This is a genomic window from Vibrio sp. 10N.222.55.C6 (assembly GCF_041473395.1).
GTDB classification, from domain to species: domain Bacteria; phylum Pseudomonadota; class Gammaproteobacteria; order Enterobacterales; family Vibrionaceae; genus Vibrio; species Vibrio crassostreae_C.
On the sequence record NZ_JBFRSD010000008.1, the window covers coordinates 59966 to 78646 of the forward strand.

17 protein-coding genes and 1 riboswitch are annotated in these 18681 nt (G+C 45.5%); of the genes, 8 read left to right on the top strand and 9 right to left on the bottom strand.

Features of this window, described 5'->3' with window-relative positions; translation table 11 throughout:
* Window positions 1–146: 146 nt before the first annotated feature.
* Window positions 147–269, bottom strand: coding sequence for a hypothetical protein (locus AB4486_RS08555; protein WP_267869012.1), 123 nt, complete (start codon window positions 267–269; stop codon window positions 147–149).
* Between the two features lie 142 nt (window positions 270–411).
* Between AB4486_RS08555 and AB4486_RS08560 the strand changes: the two genes are divergently transcribed.
* The gene (locus tag AB4486_RS08560) at window positions 412–846 is read left to right on the top strand and encodes an Hsp20 family protein (RefSeq protein WP_009848140.1); all 435 of its coding nucleotides are present in this window, start codon (window positions 412–414) and stop codon (window positions 844–846) included.
* Window positions 847–952: 106 nt separating this feature from the next.
* On the opposite strand, the gene AB4486_RS08565 is transcribed toward AB4486_RS08560, so the two are convergent.
* The 4 genes from AB4486_RS08565 to glyQ form a co-directional block, all read right to left on the bottom strand.
* Window positions 953–2203 carry a valine--pyruvate transaminase gene (locus tag AB4486_RS08565; RefSeq protein WP_372116955.1) on the bottom strand — a complete coding sequence of 417 codons (1251 nt, stop codon included), beginning with the start codon at window positions 2201–2203 and terminating at the stop codon, window positions 953–955.
* A gap of 255 nt (window positions 2204–2458) precedes the next feature.
* A complete protein-coding gene (locus tag AB4486_RS08570) occupies window positions 2459–4546 on the bottom strand; it encodes an alpha-amylase (protein ID WP_372116956.1) in 2088 nt (695 codons plus the stop codon).
* 202 nt (window positions 4547–4748) lie between these two features.
* Window positions 4749–6815 carry a glycine--tRNA ligase subunit beta gene (glyS, locus tag AB4486_RS08575; RefSeq protein ID WP_017071788.1) on the bottom strand — a complete coding sequence of 689 codons (2067 nt, stop codon included), beginning with the start codon at window positions 6813–6815 and terminating at the stop codon, window positions 4749–4751.
* A 2-nt stretch (window positions 6816–6817) separates the two neighbouring features.
* Window positions 6818–7735 (bottom strand): glycine--tRNA ligase subunit alpha, encoded by a 918-nt coding sequence (gene glyQ / locus AB4486_RS08580; protein ID WP_017058815.1) that lies wholly within the window; start codon window positions 7733–7735, stop codon window positions 6818–6820.
* 210 nt (window positions 7736–7945) lie between these two features.
* Window positions 7946–8121: riboswitch (yybP-ykoY riboswitch) on the top strand.
* A gap of 34 nt (window positions 8122–8155) precedes the next feature.
* On the opposite strand from glyQ, the gene AB4486_RS08585 reads away from it, so the two are divergent.
* Window positions 8156–8710 carry a TMEM165/GDT1 family protein gene (locus tag AB4486_RS08585; RefSeq protein ID WP_017055491.1) on the top strand — a complete coding sequence of 185 codons (555 nt, stop codon included), beginning with the start codon at window positions 8156–8158 and terminating at the stop codon, window positions 8708–8710.
* Window positions 8711–8861: 151 nt separating this feature from the next.
* Complete coding sequence (locus AB4486_RS08590; protein ID WP_017058818.1) at window positions 8862–9116, top strand: hypothetical protein; 255 nt, start codon at window positions 8862–8864, stop codon at window positions 9114–9116.
* A gap of 83 nt (window positions 9117–9199) precedes the next feature.
* On the opposite strand, the gene tusA is transcribed toward AB4486_RS08590, so the two are convergent.
* The gene (gene tusA, locus AB4486_RS08595; RefSeq protein ID WP_004736675.1) at window positions 9200–9451 is read right to left on the bottom strand and encodes a sulfurtransferase TusA; all 252 of its coding nucleotides are present in this window, start codon (window positions 9449–9451) and stop codon (window positions 9200–9202) included.
* Between the two features lie 149 nt (window positions 9452–9600).
* Here tusA and AB4486_RS08600 point away from each other — a divergent pair, with 149 nt between their 5' ends.
* Both AB4486_RS08600 and AB4486_RS08605 read left to right on the top strand, forming a co-directional pair.
* Window positions 9601–9786, top strand: a complete 186-nt coding sequence (locus AB4486_RS08600) for a hypothetical protein (protein WP_004736674.1) — start codon at window positions 9601–9603, stop codon at window positions 9784–9786.
* 156 nt (window positions 9787–9942) lie between these two features.
* Complete coding sequence (locus tag AB4486_RS08605) at window positions 9943–10884, top strand: LysR family transcriptional regulator (protein ID WP_017058819.1); 942 nt, start codon at window positions 9943–9945, stop codon at window positions 10882–10884.
* A 135-nt stretch (window positions 10885–11019) separates the two neighbouring features.
* Here AB4486_RS08605 and AB4486_RS08610 read toward each other — a convergent pair whose 3' ends face one another.
* From AB4486_RS08610 to fadB, 3 genes are all read right to left on the bottom strand, one after another.
* Window positions 11020–12000: an MDR family oxidoreductase gene (locus tag AB4486_RS08610; RefSeq protein ID WP_017058820.1), complete on the bottom strand. Its 981-nt coding sequence runs from the start codon at window positions 11998–12000 to the stop codon at window positions 11020–11022.
* Between the two features lie 242 nt (window positions 12001–12242).
* Complete coding sequence (gene fadA / locus AB4486_RS08615) at window positions 12243–13406, bottom strand: acetyl-CoA C-acyltransferase FadA (protein ID WP_017058821.1); 1164 nt, start codon at window positions 13404–13406, stop codon at window positions 12243–12245.
* 26 nt (window positions 13407–13432) lie between these two features.
* A complete protein-coding gene (gene fadB / locus AB4486_RS08620) occupies window positions 13433–15604 on the bottom strand; it encodes a fatty acid oxidation complex subunit alpha FadB (protein ID WP_017058822.1) in 2172 nt (723 codons plus the stop codon).
* Window positions 15605–15831: 227 nt separating this feature from the next.
* On the opposite strand from fadB, the gene AB4486_RS08625 reads away from it, so the two are divergent.
* The 3 genes from AB4486_RS08625 to hemG are packed head-to-tail and all read left to right on the top strand — an operon-like array spanning window position 15832 to window position 18485.
* Window positions 15832–16455 (top strand): YigZ family protein, encoded by a 624-nt coding sequence (locus tag AB4486_RS08625; RefSeq protein WP_017058823.1) that lies wholly within the window; start codon window positions 15832–15834, stop codon window positions 16453–16455.
* Window positions 16456–16489: 34 nt separating this feature from the next.
* Window positions 16490–17947 (top strand): TrkH family potassium uptake protein, encoded by a 1458-nt coding sequence (locus AB4486_RS08630; protein WP_017077285.1) that lies wholly within the window; start codon window positions 16490–16492, stop codon window positions 17945–17947.
* 10 nt (window positions 17948–17957) lie between these two features.
* Window positions 17958–18485: a menaquinone-dependent protoporphyrinogen IX dehydrogenase gene (gene hemG, locus AB4486_RS08635; protein ID WP_136974235.1), complete on the top strand. Its 528-nt coding sequence runs from the start codon at window positions 17958–17960 to the stop codon at window positions 18483–18485.
* Window positions 18486–18681 lie beyond the last annotated feature (196 nt).

An 18681-nucleotide genomic window follows, 5' to 3' on the forward strand; every position in this document is an offset into this window, starting at 1 on the left:
AATAGCTTCGTCTCAAAAAACTAAAATCATTTTAAAGCACTATCCTTTGGATGGTGCTTTTTTATGTTTGTAAGATATTGAAAAATATTGAGTTGCAAAAATAATTGAAAATAACCCCTTGAAACTATTTTGCTCAATCCATATATCTATTTGTGAAGAGGATGACTGTCTTGCTCTACAAGAGAAGAAACAGAACCTTCATTACCGCTAACGAAGTATCGCTCAATAGAGGATAACTTTGGCAGCACACAACTTAAAAATTGATTCATTGCCATGTCCCAGCGTTGTCGCCAATAGAGGTGAAACCCGAGGAATGCGAATTGAATCTCTTAGCTGTTTACTGGGTCACACACAGGTTAGATCCAAGTAAAATTCGCAGCTAAGACTATTGCTTACTAAAAGGATAGCATTATGAGAACTGTAGATTTCACTCCACTTTACCGCAACGCAATCGGCTTCGATCGTCTATTCAACATGATGGAAGCGAATACATCGAAGAACTCTTCTGGCGGTTACCCTCCATACAACATCGAGCAAAAAGACGAGAACAACTACCGTATTACTATGGCAGTCGCTGGTTTTGCTGATGACCAATTAGATCTGACTCAGAAAGAGAACATGCTAATTGTGAAAGGTGAGCGTAAAGCAGAAGCAGAGAAAACCTTCGTATACCAAGGTATCGCAGAGCGCGATTTCGAGCGTAAATTCCAACTGGCTGACTACGTAAAAGTGGTAGGTGCAAGCATGGAAAATGGTCTTCTTCACATCGACCTCGAACGCGAAATCCCAGAAGCGATGCAACCACGTAAGATTGCTATCAATGGTAATAGTCTACTAGAAGGCTAATTACTGTTAGCTCCTTAGAGCTAAAAAATATCGGGAAGTAAAAGTGAAAGAGCACCTAATGAGGTGCTCTTTTTGTATTTGACCTGCGGTAAGCTAAAAGCTCTTATTACTGCTCTGAGTAAGCCTTTTTCACTTCTTCAGCAATGATAGCAATGCCTTTCTGCATCGCCTCATCATCTTGTACGTAGTTCATGCGTAAGCACTGGTGAGCATGATCCCACTCGTCTTCTTGGCCGATAAAGAAGTATTCACCCGGAACAATCAATACGCCGCGAGCTTTAAGGCGGTCGTACAGTTCCATTGTGGTGATCGGCAGCTCATCAAACCATAGCCATAAGAAGATAGCGCCTTCAGGCTTGTGAATACGGAAGCGAGGGTCGTCGATAGCGTCTTGTAACAGTTCAACTGCACGTAGTGACTTATCTTTATAGAAAGGTTTGATTACCTCGCTACTTAAGCGCAGTAAATCGCCTTTTTCAATCATGTGATTGGCAATTGCAGGGCCAACACTGTTTGGCGCTAAGCTAATGATGCCATTCATGTTGGTCAATGCTTGTGTTACTTCTTCATTCGCAATTACGATACCGCAACGCACACCCGGCAAACCAAGCTTAGAAAGGCTCATGCACAGAATCGTATTTTCATTCCAGAGCGGTTCGACATCTTCAAAGATGATGTTAGGAAACGGCAGGCCGTAAGCATTGTCGATCAGCAGTGGGATGTTGTTTTCACGCGCCAGTTTATCCAGTTTACGCACTTCTTCGTCGGTCAGTACGTTACCCGTTGGGTTGGTTGGACGAGATGCACAGATAGCCGCGACTGAGTCATCAACCTTTAGTTGTTCAAAATCAACGTGGTATTTAAACTGACGGTTTTCTAGCAGTTCGATCTCTGGGTGGTAAGAGATAAAAATATCGTCATCAATACCCGCGTCGCCGTAGCCGATGTATTCCGGTGCGATCGGCAGTAGGATTTTCTTATGTGAGCCGTCAGGCTGTTGGCCTGCTAGCAGGTTGAATAGGTAGAAGAAGCCACTTTGACTGCCATTAGTCAGGCTGATGTTCTTCTCGCTGATGTCCCAACCGTAGGTCTCTTTCAGCATTGCCGCTAACGATTTGATGAAGCTGTCTTTACCCTGCGGACCATCGTAGTTGGCGAGGGCGGCGATGAGTTCTCCACTGGCGAGCATGTCGGCACTGGCTTGGTTAAAGTAATCGAGCATGGCAGGGATAGCGGCTGGGTTGCCACCACCGAGCATGATAGCGCCAGGAGTGCGCAGGCCATCATTCAAATCATCCATTAAACGAGTGATTCCAGAGTATCGATTAAACTTTTCGCCAAACTTAGAGAACTGCATTACTAATTTTACCTAATTCATTGTGATTGCTTGTTACGTGTCATTAAGGCAGACCTTATGTCTGCCATCAGTGTATTCCTTGAACATACCGCAATGTTTTTGCGACGCATAGCGCCAAATGCTCTAACACGTAAAAAACTTCTATAAAGTTTGGTTAATGAGTGACAGCTTGCTTATTGAACGTACCTTTAGCGATAAAAAAAAGGAGAAGCCTAAGCTTCCCCTTTAGTTTCTGGTGTTTATGTTAATGAAGGTTTAGTTCGAACCGGTATAAACGACTAATACCTTGTCATCTTGGTATTGGCGTTCGAACGCATAGTAGCCCTTGCTGTTACGGATGATGTGCTTACCCTGAGCAACGGCTGGGTGGCGTTGGCGGAATTGGCCAAGCGCTTGCCAGTGTTCTAGCAGCTCTGCACGTTCGCCAGTGATTTGATCCCAAGGCATGTCTGAGCGTGTGCCTTGCATTGGATCAGAACCCGTTGGGCCAAAGTCTCGGGCGATTTCATCGCCGTAATAGATCTGTACCGCACCGGGAGCCAGCATCAACGCGTTTGCAGCTTTGGTTTGTTTTGCAAAGTCACTGCCATGTTGTGTCCAGAATAGCGAGGTGTCGTGAGACGAAAGGTAACTCAGTACGTTGAACTCGCTGTCGTTGTTGATCTTCTCTGCGTATCGAAGGTAATCAGCATCAAGATCGGATAGGCACTTGAGCGCCTTTGGTGCGATATCACTCTGGAATTCAAAGTTGATGATCGAATCAAATCCGTTAGCGAAGTAATCTGATTTGACCACGCTGTGTGCCCATACTTCGCCAGTCATCCAGAAGGGTAAGTCATCCAAGGCCTTGTCTGGGTTGTTCTGTTTCCACTCGGCAAGTGCCTGGTTGGTGCTCTCTTTTAGTTCTGCCCATGCTTCGAGTTCAACGTGTTTAGCGGTATCGACCCTGAAACCATCGACACCATATTCGCGCACCCAATCCGATAACCAAGTGATTAAATGGTTACGAGGTGTTTTGAGTTCATCGGTCGCGCTGGTGGACTTATTGCGATAGAAATTAGGCAGCCCGATTGTCTCTGTCGACTCTGTTTTGAAATCGGGCAGATGCGCCAAAGACATGGTGAGGTTATTGTAGCCCGGAGAGTCATAGGCGCCGATATCGCTGCGTAGCCAAGCTTTGCCCCACCACTTTTCCCACGCTTCTTTGTCGCTGTAAGAGATGTAGTTGTTGAAGTAGTGCCAGTTCTGACCTTTGGCAGGTTGCCAATCTGTCCAGTTTTCGCCAAGTGTTTGTTTGGCTTCTTCGTCAGTTAGGTTGAGCTTACCAAAATCAAACTCTTGCATGTCGGCAAGCGTCGCATAGCCGGTGTGGTTCATTACCACATCCCAAACAACACGAATGCCTTTGCTATGCGCGGTATCGATGAAGGTTTTTAGCTCGTCTTCAGTGCCCATGTTGTCATCAAGCTTGGTCCAATCTTGGTGGTAGTAACCATGGTAGCCATAATGCTTGAAATCACCGCGATCACCACCGCCAACCCAACCGAGGATCTGTTCTAACGGAGAGGTAATCCAGATAGCATTGGCACCGAGCGATTCTATATAGTCGAGTTTTTCGGTTAAGCCTGCCAAGTCACCACCGTGGAAGGTGCCGATTTCATCTTGTCCATCTTGGCTGCGACCATAGCTGTTGTCGTTATCAGGATTACCATTATGGAAACGGTCGGTCATGACGAAGTAAACAGTGGCGTTGTCCCAACTAAAATCGGCCTTGGTTTCTGGTTCTACTTTCTCTAGTAGCAGAACACCTTGGCTGTTTTCTGCTGGCTGCATGGTGACGCTGCCATTGGTAACTGTGACTTGTTTGCCTGAAAGAGCGTCTCTTACCAAGGTGCCATCATCAAAGGTTTGAGTAACATCGATGGTGGTTGGTTGGTCACTGGGTACAGGACAGGCAAAGCTTTGAACTTGTTGCTGCTTCGGCTTTATCTGAACGGTCAGTTCATTGGTCTGAGGGTTGAGCGTAAACTGGTAGGTGTTAGCACGAAAGACCTTTATATCTATTTCAGAATTCTCGGCGCAGTCGTCTAGGCGAAGGGGTTTATTGAATTTGATGCGACTTTCTTCAGCCAAAGCATAGTTAGTACCACAGGTATTTTGAGTATCGCTGATAGAGAAGGTATAGCTACCTTTGGCGAGTTCCTGTTCTGCAATTACGGTACCTTTACCTGATGATTCAAATACGACAGTGTCGTTATCAATTGTCAGTAATAGGATATTGTCACTGGTTTGGCTGCATGCGCTGAGTGCGAGCATTGAAAGCGCGAGTACTGTTTTTTTCATTGTTCCCTTCCCCTGAATAAACAGGTCAGTTATAGCAAACAATGCCCTCTACAGTCTGAGTGCTCTTTCATTCAGTTAATCAATAAGACCTCTACAAACAAATGCTTGGTTCACAAAAACAAAAAGGGAAGCTTTCGCTTCCCTTTGGGTGTTTACCGTTAATTACTCAGAGTATGACTTAGAGTAATTGTCTCACTTGTGCTTATTTTTGCAGTAGAGAGATGTCAGCAATCTGTAGGAACAGGTTACGTAGGTTGTTCAGTAGCGTTAGACGGTTCTTCTTAAGCGCTTCGTCATCAGCCATAACCATTACGTTATCGAAGAATGCATCAACTGGTTCACGTAGATCAGCAAGCTTGCTTAGGGCTTCTTGGTAGTTACCTGTTGCGAATGCTGGTTCTAGTGCTTCCGTCATTACTTCAACGTTTTCAGCCAGTGCTTTCTCTGCGTCTTCTTGAAGAAGCGTTAGGTCGATTTCAGCTGGTAGCTCGCCATCGAATTTCGCAAGGATATTACCTACACGCTTGTTCGCTGCTGCTAGTGCTTCTGCTGCTTCCAGTTCACGGAAGTGAGAAACCGCTTTAACACGTTGGTCAAAGTCAGCAGGCTTAGTTGGACGACGTGCTAGTACCGCTTGGATGATATCAACGCTGAAACCAGCATCTTGGTACCATGCGCGGAAACGACCTAGCATGAAGTCGATAACGTCAGCTTCTACGTTTTTGTTAGTCAGCTTGTCGCCTAGTAGCTCTTTCGCTTTGCCGATCAGATCGGTTAGGTCTAGGTTGTAGCCGTTTTCAACGATGATACGAAGCACACCTAGTGATGCACGACGTAGAGCAAATGGATCAGAACCTTTTGGTGCTTGGCCAATACCGAAGATACCTACGATAGTGTCTAGCTTGTCTGCCATTGCTACTGCTGAAGAGATACCAGTGCTTGGTAGATCGTCACCCGCGAAACGAGGCATGTATTGCTCGTAAAGTGCCAGTGCAACTTGCTCGTCTTCACCGTCGTGAGTCGCGTAGTGCATGCCCATCACACCTTGAGTATCCGTAAATTCGAATACCATAGAGGTCATTAGGTCACACTTAGCCAGTAGGCCAGCACGTTTAGACTTTTCAACGTCAGCATCGATTTGCTCAGCAATGTAGCCTGCAAGCTCTGTGATGCGGTCAGTTTTGTCTTTGATAGTACCCAATTGCTTCTGGAAGATAGCCTGGTCTAGTTCAGCAAGACGGTCGATAAGCGGGCGCTTACGGTCTGTGTTGAAGAAGAATTCAGCATCAGCAAGACGTGGGCGTACCACTTTCTCGTTACCTTCGATAACGTGACGAGGCTCTTTAGACTCGATGTTCGATACGAAGATGAAGTTCGGTAGTAGCTTCTTGTTGTCATCGTAAACAGGGAAGTACTTTTGGTCACCCTTCATGGTGTAAACCAAAGCTTCAGAAGGGACTTTTAGGAACTCTTCTTCAAACTTCGCTGTCAGTACTACTGGCCATTCAACCAGAGACGTTACTTCTTCAACAAGGTCATCTTCTAGGTCAGCTGTACCGCCAACCGCAGCTGCCGCTTTTTTCGAATCAGCAAGGATGATCGCTTTACGCGCTTCGTAATCTGCCATTACTTTACCGCGCTCTTCTAGGATCGCAGGGTATTGGTCAGCAGAGTCGATTGTGAACTCTTGTTCGCCCATGAAACGGTGGCCACGGATAGTACGAGCAGATGCTACGCCTAGGATTTCGCCTTCAACAAGCTCATCACCTAGTAGTACTGTCAGTGTTTTTACTGGACGGATAAATTGAATGTCTGAGTTACCCCAGCGCATTGCTTTAGGAATTGGTAGGCCAGCCAGTGCTTTCGCAGCAATGTCCATCACCAATTCTTGAACTGGTTTGCCAGCTACTTCTTGTTTGAAAAGAAGCCACTCGCCTTTGTCTGTTTTCAGACGGTCAGCTTGCTCAACAGTAATACCGTTACCACGAGCCCAACCTTGTGCCGCTTTGGTCGCGTTGCCTTCAGCATCGAATGCCACAGAAACAGCAGGGCCACGTTTCTCAACCACTTTGTCTGCTTGGCCTTCAGCCAGTGCAGTTACTTTAAGTGCTAGACGACGAGGTGCTGCGTACCACTTGATGCCTTCGTGAGAAAGCTCAGCCGTTTTAAGACCTGCTTCAAAGTTAGAAGCAAACGCTTCTGCTAGAGAACGAAGTGCTGTTGGTGGAAGCTCTTCCGTACCCAGTTCAATTAGAAAATTCTTCGCCATGATTATTTACCTTCCTTCTTACACATTGGGAAGCCAAGCGCTTCACGTGACGCGTAGTACGCTTCAGCAACTGATTTAGTCAGGTTGCGGATACGAAGGATGTAACGTTGACGCTCTGTTACAGAGATAGCTTTGCGCGCATCAAGGATGTTGAATGCGTGACCTGCTTTTAGAATGCGCTCGTAAGCTGGAAGCGGCAGTGGCTTCTCAAGCTCAAGTAGCTCTTTACACTCTTTCTCGCACTGGTCGAAGAAAGTGAATAGGAAATCTACGTCTGCGTGCTCGAAGTTGTACGTCGATTGCTCAACTTCGTTTTGGTGGAAGATGTCACCGTAAGTCACGTTAGAACCGTCTGGTGCTACGTTCCATACTAGGTCGTAAACAGAATCTACTTCCTGGATGTACATTGCTAGACGCTCGATACCGTAAGTGATCTCGCCAGTTACTGGCTTACACTCAAGGCCGCCAACCTGTTGGAAGTAAGTAAACTGAGTTACTTCCATGCCGTTTAGCCATACTTCCCAACCAAGGCCCCATGCGCCTAGTGTTGGGTTTTCCCAGTTATCTTCAACGAAGCGAATGTCGTGAACAAGTGGGTCAACACCAAGAACCTCTAGGGAGCCTAGGTACAACTCTTGGATATTGTCTGGCGATGGTTTTAGCGCTACTTGGAATTGGTAGTAGTGCTGCAGACGGTTAGGGTTTTCACCGTAACGGCCATCGGTCGGACGACGAGAAGGTTGAACGTAAGCTGTAGACATTGGCTCTGGGCCAAGTGCTCGTAGACATGTCATTGGGTGAGAGGTGCCTGCACCTACTTCCATATCTAGAGGTTGAACAATGGTACAACCGTTTTGAGCCCAGTAATCCTGCAGCGCGAGGATCATTCCCTGGAAGGTTTTGATATCGTATTTTTGCATAGTCAGGTTCGCGCGATTCTTTTAAATGAATGAGAAAAATAACCTCTGAGTATACCGAGATATTCGTAAAGCGAGTAGGGGTAATCTTGTTTAATTAGTGGTCTAAAATGTCGTTTAGTGGATTTTTTTGCCTTTAATGTTTGTTTTTCGGCACAAGTGGATATTTTGATAAGTTTGACACTTGTGTTTGAAAGCGTGGGTGATTAAAATCTCGCGGTCTTTGGGGAGTAGCTTACTTATTCATATCCTATTGAATGAGTTCGTTCGTCAACATAATTGATGCAAAATCATCATGGCGTTCGAGGCAACCACCACCTTGGTGGCGCTTAGCAAGACCTTAGACAAGCATCGTGAACCGGGATGGGGCGCGAGGTTTGTCTTTGGTTAAATATAATAATCTCCATCCCAAATGAGCATGTCGTGAGCGTTTTAGCAATTTCAATTACAACTGTCGCCTTAGCCGAGATCGGTGATAAGACCCAGTTGCTATCCCTTTTATTAGCCAGTCGATATCGAAAACCGATACCTATCATTGCGGCTATCTTCTTTGCCACCATTGCCAATCATGCCCTTGCTGCATGGCTCGGGGTTGTGGTCGCCGACTATCTTTCACCTGAAGTATTAAAGTGGGTGCTGGTGGTTAGTTTCATCGCTATGGCGGGCTGGATTCTGATTCCGGATAAGTTGGATGACGATGAGCAGATATCAAACCGAGGCCCGTTTGTCGCCAGTTTCATCGCCTTCTTCATTGCTGAGATCGGTGATAAAACCCAAATTGCGACCTCTATTCTAGGGGCTCAATATTCTGATGCATTAACGTGGGTGATTCTGGGTACTACGATCGGTATGCTGCTGGCGAATGTGCCTGTGGTGATCATCGGTAAGCTCTCTGCGGATAAGATGCCGCTTGATCTGATTCGTAAGATCACAGCCTTGCTATTCGTGGGTTTAGCTATCGCTGCTGCTTTCTATTAACAGGTGGTATTGAGTCTTATTATACTCAATCAGTAGAGTAATGTGTTGTAGGTCATACTCTTACAGTATTGTGGGGTTTATCGAGCGAATGGACATATAACTGTCATACTTGTCATGATATTTTAATCTTGTGAGTTAAGAACACGAGGGCATGATTATGTTGACGCGTTATATGGGTATTACTCCACAAAGCCAAAGTTATCTATTTACTTTTGGTCTTGCACTTACACTGTTAGGCATGGTGTTGACGGACATGTGGCTGCCAATGGTCGCGGGTGCCATCATCATGACTGCACTTGCGGTAGAGGCTTGGATTCGGGTCGCGCATATTATTCCGATGCGCAAAGATATCCGAGAAATTCAGCATCAGCTGGAGCATCTGCAAAACAAATCTAGAAGCGAATAAACAAAAAGCCGCTCGTACTCTGAGTTCTGTTTAAGAACATAAGGTACGAGCGGCTTTTTTGATACTTGATAGTCGGTGGGGCGTTACGCCTCCAATCCCTTTCTGATCAAATACTGGTAAGGCAACGTTTCTGTTGCTTGGCCTACCAACTGGTGATCCATGAATCGACAAAAGCTCGGAATATCTCGAGTTGTCGAAGGATCGTCAGCTTTTACCAGTAACACATCGCCATCCTGCATGTTTCTAATTGTCTTCCTGACCATCATTACTGGTTCCGGGCAACGCAGGCCTTCAGCTTCTAAAGTATGGGTTGCCAGTTCAGGTTTGAATGTCATGGTTTGTATCTCTATATCTATCTAACGAGTGAATAATACGTCTGCAGAAAAAATATGCAATAAGTGCTTGGCAAACAGAATCATTTCCTATAACTTAGTTAACAAGTTGATAACAACTTGAAGCAAAGGCAACTAGCTAAGGAGTGGCGATGTTGACAGGATTAGATAGATTAACAATTTATTCGGTTCTCTGTTTTATTTCTTTTTGTGCGTTAGTACTACGCTCATCGACAGAGACCTCACTGATGCCTATTTTTGGCATAGTAGCAACGATTATTGGTATTTGGGTAGAGATGCGCCGTTGGCAAGGTATAGCCGAAGAGCAAGAGCACTAACCCGAATACAGCAAGCGAATTCCGATACGACAACATTCCGACACTATCCCCCAATTTTCTTGGGCTTCCCCGCGTAATTGCGGGATTTTTTTTATCTAAAGCATGCTATAAACAACTTAGTGACTAATGGCAATCGTATACAGCTAGGTAAGTGGCGTGGAATTAGAAGACATCTATCGTAGAGACCTTAATTTATTGGTCGCTTTAAAGGTATTGATTGAAGAGGGCAGCGTAAGCCAGGCCGCGCTTCGTCTTAACTTAAGCCAATCCGCAACCAGTCGAGTATTAGGGCGTTTAAGAGAATTACTAAACGATCCGTTGTTTACACGTCAAGGTCAGCACCTTATTCCTACCAAGAAAGCACTCGAGATCAGTCAGCGTATTGATCAGCCTTTGGAGTCTTTTCGCCAATTGCTGAGTCCGAGTGACTTTGACCCTTACTATTGCAGCGAACGTTTTCTGATCGCTACCACCGATTATGCGATGCAAACCATCTTGCCTTATGCGTTGCCTAAGATTTATGAACAAGCACCCAATATCTCTTTGGAGTTTGCTCCGTTGCAGCATGAGCATTTGTTTAAACAGCTCAGCACCGAACGCGTTGATATGGCGATCTGTCGTCCGAGTGGCAGCATTGCACCACTTCATCAAGAAGTCTTGGGGCCGGTTGGTGTGTCGTGTCTGTTATCTAAAAACCATCCATTAGCCGATCAACCTTTAAGCCTTGCAGACTATGTTTCACTCCCACATGCGATGATTGCGATCAGTGATGGTGTTAAGGCTTTATTGGACAACGCTTTAGCTAATCAACAACCCAGAAAAATGGTACTGCGTGCTTATCACCTTGAAGCGGCATTGGCGATTGTCGATAGAATGCCGTTGGTGATTACTGTGCCTGCTGATTTGGCTTATTTGGTAGCAGAGCGTTATGACTTGGTTGTTAAGCCATTACCATTTGAATTTATGCCGTTTGATTACTCACTGATCTGGCACTCGCGTTGCGATTCTTCTGCTTCACAACAATGGTTAAGAAGAGTGGTAAAAGAAGAGTGTGGTGAGTTGATTCAAAAACGGATTGCGGATGTCGGTTTGGGTTAACCGGATCTGAGTCTGAGTTCACTTGACCCGAATGACAAAAACGCAAAAGGGCTGATAAAAATCAGCCCTTTGTTGTTTTGGGTTATCCAAGCCTAAAGCTGTTGCTTAAGGTTTGATAACTTTATGTTTGAGAGCCTATAGTTTAATGACTACGCGACCAGTGATTTGACCGTTAGTGATGTCTTCTGCTGCTTGAATTGCACCGTCTAAAGACACTTCTTTGGTTGCTTGAGCGTAGAAAGATTCTGGTAGTAGCTCAGCCAGTTGTTCCCACGCTTTAATACGTTTTTCACGAGGGCACATTACAGAATCAACACCTTGTAGGCGAACGTTACGCAGAATGAATGGCATTACCGTGGTTGGTAAGTCAAAACCGCCAGCTAGACCACACATCGCAACCGCACCGTTGTAATCAATTTGCGCCAATACTTTCGCAAGCACTTTGCTGCCTACCGTATCGATAGCGCCAGCCCACAGTTGTTTTTCTAGTGGCTTAGCTGGTTCTTCTAGTTCAGCACGCTCTACAATACGTGTCGCGCCTAGTGATTTAAGTAGTTCACCGTTTACAGAAGCACGGCCAGTCACTGCTGCCACTTTGTAGCCCAGTTGGTTTAGTAGAGTGATAGATACGCTACCTACACCGCCACTTGCGCCGGTAACTAGGATTTCACCGTCTTCTGGTTTGATGCCTGCATCTACGATAGCTTGCACACAAAGCATTGCCGTGAAGCCTGCTGTACCGATCGCCATGACTTTCTTAGCGTCTAGACCTTTAGGCATTGGCACTAACCAATCACCGTTTAGGCTCGCTTTTTCAGCCATGCCGCCCCAGTGACCTTCACCAACACCCCAACCCGTTAAAACAACTTCGTCGCCTGCTTTGTAGCGAGGGTCATCAGATTGTGAAACCACACCAGAAAGGTCGATACCAGGAACCATAGGGAAGTTGCGAACAATGCGCCCTTTACCTGTAATCGCCAAACCATCTTTGTAGTTCAAAGAAGAGTAGCTAACATCAATCTTCACGTTACCTTCTGGTAATTGAGATTCTTCAATTTGAGAAACTGACGCGATAGTTTTTTTGTCTTCTTGGTTTAGTACAAGTGCTTTAAACATGATCTGCTCCGTGGAGGAATATTAGGAAACTGAAGTAACTTTAGTTGAATCATCCGAGAAAAAATAATGAAACATCAACATTGAATATATGCGTTTTGTGCATAGATGTCAGGGTTGGTTTTTCTCTCGTTGAGTTCGCTGAACACAATCGATGCATTGTTGGATGCCAAGCAATAAAAAGTGCAGCTATATAAATATAGCTGCACAAAAGATTACCCTTCAAATATTACAGTCAGTAAACGCTATGGGCGTTCAAATACCGTTGCAATACCTTGGCCTAAACCAATACACATAGTCGCCAAGCCGTATTTCACGTCTTGTGCTTCCATCAGGTTGATTAGCGTCGTCGAGATACGAGAACCAGAACAGCCTAGTGGGTGACCCAGAGCAATCGCACCGCCGTTAAGGTTTACTTTCTCGTCAACAACATCCAGTAGACCTAAGTCTTTAGCACAAGGTAGAGATTGAGCAGCAAACGCTTCGTTTAACTCAATCACACCCATGTCTTCAATGGTTAGTCCTGCACGTTTAAGTGCTTTTTGGGTTGCTGGTACTGGGCCGTAACCCATGATTGAAGGATCGCAGCCAGCGATAGCCATAGACTTCACGCGAGCGCGAATCTTAAGGCCAAGTGCGTTAGCTTTCTCTTCGCTCATGATAAGCATTGCAGAAGCACCATCAGACAGAGCTGATGAAGTACCTGCTGTTACTGTGCCGTTTGCTGGGTCAAATACCGGACGCAGCTGGGATAAGCCTTCAACTGTTGTCTCTGGGCGAATGACTTCGTCGTAATCCAGAGTGAACAGAGAACCGTCTGCAGCGTGAGCTTCGGTTGGCAGGATTTCATTTTTGAAACGACCTTCAACCGTAGCTGCTTGAGCGCGAGCATGTGAGCGTGCTGCGAATGCATCTTGGTCTTCACGGCTAATACCGTGCATTTTGCCTAACATCTCAGCGGTTAGCCCCATCATGCCGGCCGCTTTTGCTACGTGTTTTGACATGCCTGGGTGAAAATCAACACCATGGTTCATTGGTACGTGGCCCATGTGCTCCACACCACCAATCAGGCAGATTTCAGCATCACCAACCATGATAGAGCGAGTTGCATCATGCAAAGCTTGCATAGATGAACCACATAAACGGTTGACTGTTACAGCACCAATCTCAATCGGTAGACCAGCAAGCAAGGCAGCGTTACGTGCAACGTTGAAGCCTTGCTCTAGTGTTTGTTGTACACAACCCCAGTAAATATCTTCAATTTCGACAGGGTTTACTTCTGGGTTGCGCTCTAAAATGCCTTTCATCAAATGTGCAGACAGATCTTCAGCACGAGTGTGACGGAAAGCTCCACCTTTGGAACGTCCCATTGGGGTGCGAAGGCAATCAACAACAACTACATTTTTCATTTTGCTATTCCTTTTCCAAATGTGGGTTACAGAGAACTGGCTTGTTGGCTGTCGTAAAAGCTTTCGCCCTTCGCTGCCATATCAAGCAATAGCTGAGGAACTTGGTACATTGCACCTAAGTCTTGGTAGCCTTTCGCCATTTCAACGAAGTTACCAATGCCCACACTGTCTAAGTAGCGGAATACGCCGCCTCTAAATGGAGGGAAGCCTAAACCGTAAACCAGTGCCATATCCGCTTCTTGCGGTGTCGCGATAATGCCTTCTTCTAGACAAAGCACCACTTCGTTGATCATTGGAATCATCACGCGCTGGATAATTGTTTGGTCATCAAAATCTTGTGGTGCTTGACATACGTCAGCCAAGATAGGAAGAATGTCTTCAGAGAAGGTCTTCTTCGGACGACCACGCTTGTCTACGCTGTATGTGTAGAAACCGCTACCGTTTTTCTGACCGTACTTTTCAGCAACGTAAAGTGCATCAATCGCATCACGACCTTCTTTGCCCATACGCTCTGGGAAACCTTGCGCCATCACAGCTTGTGCGTGGTGTGCAGTGTCTAGGCCTACAACGTCTAGTAAGTAAGCCGGGCCCATTGGCCAACCGAACTTGCGCTCCATCACTTTATCGATCTTAGTGAAATCAGCACCGTCGCGTAGCAACATGCTGAAACCGCCAAAGTAAGGGAAAAGTACACGGTTAACGAAGAAGCCTGGGCAGTCGTTAACAACGATTGGGGATTTACCCATCTTCGCTGCGTAAGCAACCACGCGATTGATGGTCTCTTCTGAAGTTTGTTCACCACGGATGATCTCAACCAAAGGCATGCGATGCACAGGGTTAAAGAAGTGCATGCCACAGAAGTTTTCTGGGCGCTTCAGTGATTTCGCTAGCAGGTTGATCGGAATTGTAGAGGTGTTTGATGTTAGAACCGTGTCTTCACCAACCAAACCTTCCACTTCGCTCAGTACTGCTGCTTTTACTTTCGGGTTTTCTACTACTGCTTCAACAATCACATCCGACTGTTCTACACCCGCGTAATGCAGGCTTGGAGTAATAGAAGACAGAATACCTGCCATCTTGAATCCATCTAAGCGACCGCGTGATAAGCGTTTATTCAACAGCTTAGATGCTTCGTTCATACCTAGATCAAGCGATGCTTGTGCGATGTCTTTCATCATCACTGGCACGCCTTTTAGAGCTGATTGGTAAGCAATACCGCCGCCCATGATACCTGCACCAAGTACGGCTGCACGCTCAGTTGCTTTGTTTGCTGACTTACCCGCTTGTTTCGCTAAGCCTTTGATGTACTGGTCATTCAGGAATAAGCCAACTAATGCTTTTGCTTCTTCCGATTTCGCTAGCTTAACGAAGTGCTTACGTTCGATGTCGAGTGCTGCATCGCGATTGCTGCGTGCTGCTTCTTCAATCGCAATCACAGAAGTAATCGGAGCTGGGTAGTGAGGCCCTGCTTTTTGAGCAACTAAGCCCTTCGCCATGGTAAAGCTCATCATCGCTTCGAGTTTGCTTAGTGAAAGCGCTGATGTCTTTTGTTTACGGCGTAGCTGCCAGTCTAATTTTTCATTAGCAGCCAGAGAAACGGTATTGATTGCCGATTCTAGTAACTGGTCTGTTTCAACAATCGCATCTAACAAGCCAACTTTAAGCGCTTCATCTGCACGGCATGCTTTGCCTTGCGTGATAATTTCCATTGCGCTGTCAGCACCGATAACACGAGGTAGGCGTACACAACCACCAAAACCAGGCATGATGCCAAGTTTGGTTTCAGGTAGGCCAATGCTGGTGGTCTTGTCACCGATACGGAAATCGGTAGCGAGTACACATTCACAGCCGCCGCCAAGGGCATGGCCACGCATCATTGAAAGAGTTGGGACAGGAAGGTCTTCGAGCTTGCTGAAGATTGAATTAGCGAATCTTAACCATTCATCAAGTTCTGCTTCTGGCTTAGCAAATAGGCCAAGAAATTCAGTGATGTCTGCGCCTACAATGAACGCGTCTTTGTTTGAAGTTAAGATTAAACCACGTAATCCTGCGTGAGCATTAAGAGCATCTAACGCTTTATCTAGTGATTCTAAAGTAGCAAGGTCGAGTTTGTTTACAGAGGCTGGTGCACAGAAGCTTAATTCCGCAATACCATCTTGTAATTCCTTTACCTGTAGGGTGTTAGCTTGGTAAATCATTGTCTATCTCCATGACATACAATCCACGATTGTTTGAGAGAATCTTGTTATCTTTCTATTATTGTAGAATACCTGGTAAGACCAGTTATCTTAGTCTGTACCTCTGCTTGATTAATTTCAATACATTTTTTAAACAATTGTTTAACATTGTGCGATGGCACAGATCCTCTAACCCTTATTATTCACGCGTGATACACTTCGTCGCTCTTATTAACTAAGTTAACGATATGAATGAACAGCCTTATTTAATACCTTCTGCGTCGGCTCTGTTTGAAGAAGAGATAAAAAAGAGCGTCTTTATTACGCATCTTGCTCATACTCCAAGTGTTGAAGCTGCAAAACAGTTCGTAGAACAGGTGAAAAAAGAGCATTCTTCAGCACGACATAACTGTTGGGGTTTTGTTGCTGGTCGACCTGAAGACTCAATGCTTTGGGGTTTCAGTGATGATGGTGAACCCTCGGGTACAGCGGGTAAGCCTATCTTGGCGCAACTATCGGGCTCTGGTGTCGGTGAATTAACGGCTGTTGTGACGCGCTACTCTGGCGGAATTAAGCTTGGAACCGGCGGTTTGGTTAAGGCTTACGGCGGTGGCGTACAACAAGCTCTCAAGCTGCTTCAAACTATCGAGAAAAAAATAACCACAAAATTACGGCTAGAGTTAGACTATGGCTTTGTGCCGATCGCACAATCCATCATGGCTCAGCATCAGGCTGTTGAGGTCCAAGCGGATTATGGTGTTCAAGTTGAGCTTATTATTGAAATAGAGCTCCTTCAGGTAGATTCGTTTACCCAAACCATGATCAATAAAAGCGGTGCTAAGGCACTGGTAACGAAAGTCAAAGACAACTAGGAAGTGTGAAGCATTTCGCTTCGTTCAATAGCTCATGCAATTTCGCTCAATTATTCGAATCGTCGGATTATTATTAGCACTTTTTAGTGTATCAATGCTTGCTCCTGCGCTCGTCGCACTGATCTATCGAGATGGTGCGGGTGTGCCATTTGTGACGACCTTCTTCGTTCTCTTATTCTGTGGAGCAACTTGCTGGTTTCCAAACCGACGTTATAAGCATGAATTGAAAGCGCGTGATGGCTTTTTGATTGTTGTTCTGTTTTGGACGGTAATCGGTAGTGCGGGTGCGCTGCCGTTTTTGATCGCCGATAACCCCAATGTGTCGGTAACCGATGCTTTCTTCGAATCCTTCTCTGCATTAACTACGACAGGTGCGACCGTAATTGTCGGCCTCGATGATCTGCCTAAGGCGATTCTTTTTTATCGTCAGTTCCTACAATGGTTTGGTGGTATGGGTATCATCGTATTAGCGGTAGCTATCCTCCCTGTTCTGGGTATCGGTGGTATGCAGTTATATCGTGCTGAAATCCCGGGTCCAGTAAAAGATAGCAAGATGACTCCGCGTATTGCTGAAACGGCAAAAGCGCTTTGGTACATCTACCTGAGCTTAACCATTGCTTGTGCAGTGGCGTTTTGGCTTGCTGGGATGAGCTTCTTTGATGCCATCAGTCATAGCTTCTCTACTATTGCGATTGGTGGCTTCTCGACTCACGATGCGAGCATGGGGTATTTCAATAGCCCTGCGATCAACATGATTACAGTTGTGTTCCTTCTTATATCCGCATGTAACTATTCGCTTCACTTTGCTGCATTTGCTTCAGGTGGTGTGCATCCTAAGTATTATTGGAAAGATCCTGAGTTCCGCGCCTTTATCTTTATTCAGGCAGTACTGTTCTTGGTTTGTTTCTTATTACTGCTCAATCATCACTCTTATGATTCGTACTACGATGCTTTCGACCAAGCCTTGTTCCAAACCGTGTCTATCTCTACGACCGCGGGTTTTACAACGACGGGTTTCTCAGAGTGGCCATTGTTCTTACCCGTACTGCTTTTGTTCTCTTCTTTTATAGGGGGATGTGCAGGTTCTACGGGTGGTGGTATGAAAGTGATTCGAATCTTACTACTTACTCTGCAAGGTGCTCGTGAAATGAAGCGTCTTGTTCACCCACGGGCTGTCTATACCATCAAGGTTGGCGGTTCTGCACTACCACAACGTGTTGTAGATGCGGTCTGGGGCTTCTTCTCTGCATACGCATTAGTGTTTGTGGTTTGTATGCTGGCTCTTATTGCTACTGGGATGGATGAGCTGAGTGCTTTCTCTGCCGTAGCGGCAACATTGAATAACCTTGGCCCGGGCTTAGGTGAAGTGGCAATGCACTTCGGCGATGTGAATGATAAGGCTAAATGGGTGTTGATCGTATCTATGCTGTTTGGTCGTTTAGAGATATTCACCTTATTAATTTTATTGACCCCTACGTTTTGGCGTAGCTAAGGACAACATTGTGGCAAAAGCTCTATTTTTGTATTCAAGCCGTGAAGGGCAAACCAAGAAGATCTTGAACTATATAAAAGAAGAAATGAATGAGTTCGAATGTGAGCTTCAAGATCTGCACACTATTAGTAATGTCGACTTTGCTCAATACGACAGAGTTTTGATTGGTGCATCTATTCGTTACGGCCACCTTAATAAGAAGCTATATAAGTTCATTGATGCCAACCTTGCTCAGTTGCAATCCAATAAGGTTGCCTTCTTCTGCGTTAACTTAACGGCGCGTAAAGAAGACCAAGGCAAAGATACACCAGAAGGCAGTGCGTATATTAAGAAGTTCCTTACCAAGTCTCCATGGCAGCCGACTTTAATCGGTGTATTTGCAGGTGCCCTCTATTACCCACGTTATAACTGGTTCGATAGAACCATGATCCGCTTTATTATGAATATGACAGGTGGTGAAACGGATACAACGAAGGAAGTTGAGTACACAAACTGGGAAAAAGTCTCTTTGTTCACTGAAAAACTGAAGAATATGTAAGATAAAAGCCTACTTTTGAGGCGTTTTGAGTTCTTTTTAATCGAACGAATAAAAAAACGAAAAAAACTTAAAAAAGGGCTTGCCAGTGTGATCGAAATCTCTATAATGCCACCTCGCTGACACGGGATGGCTTCTTAGGAAACCAGAACGAATCAGCAAGCCAAATTAGCCAAGCCAAGCGCTTGAAAAAAGTTTT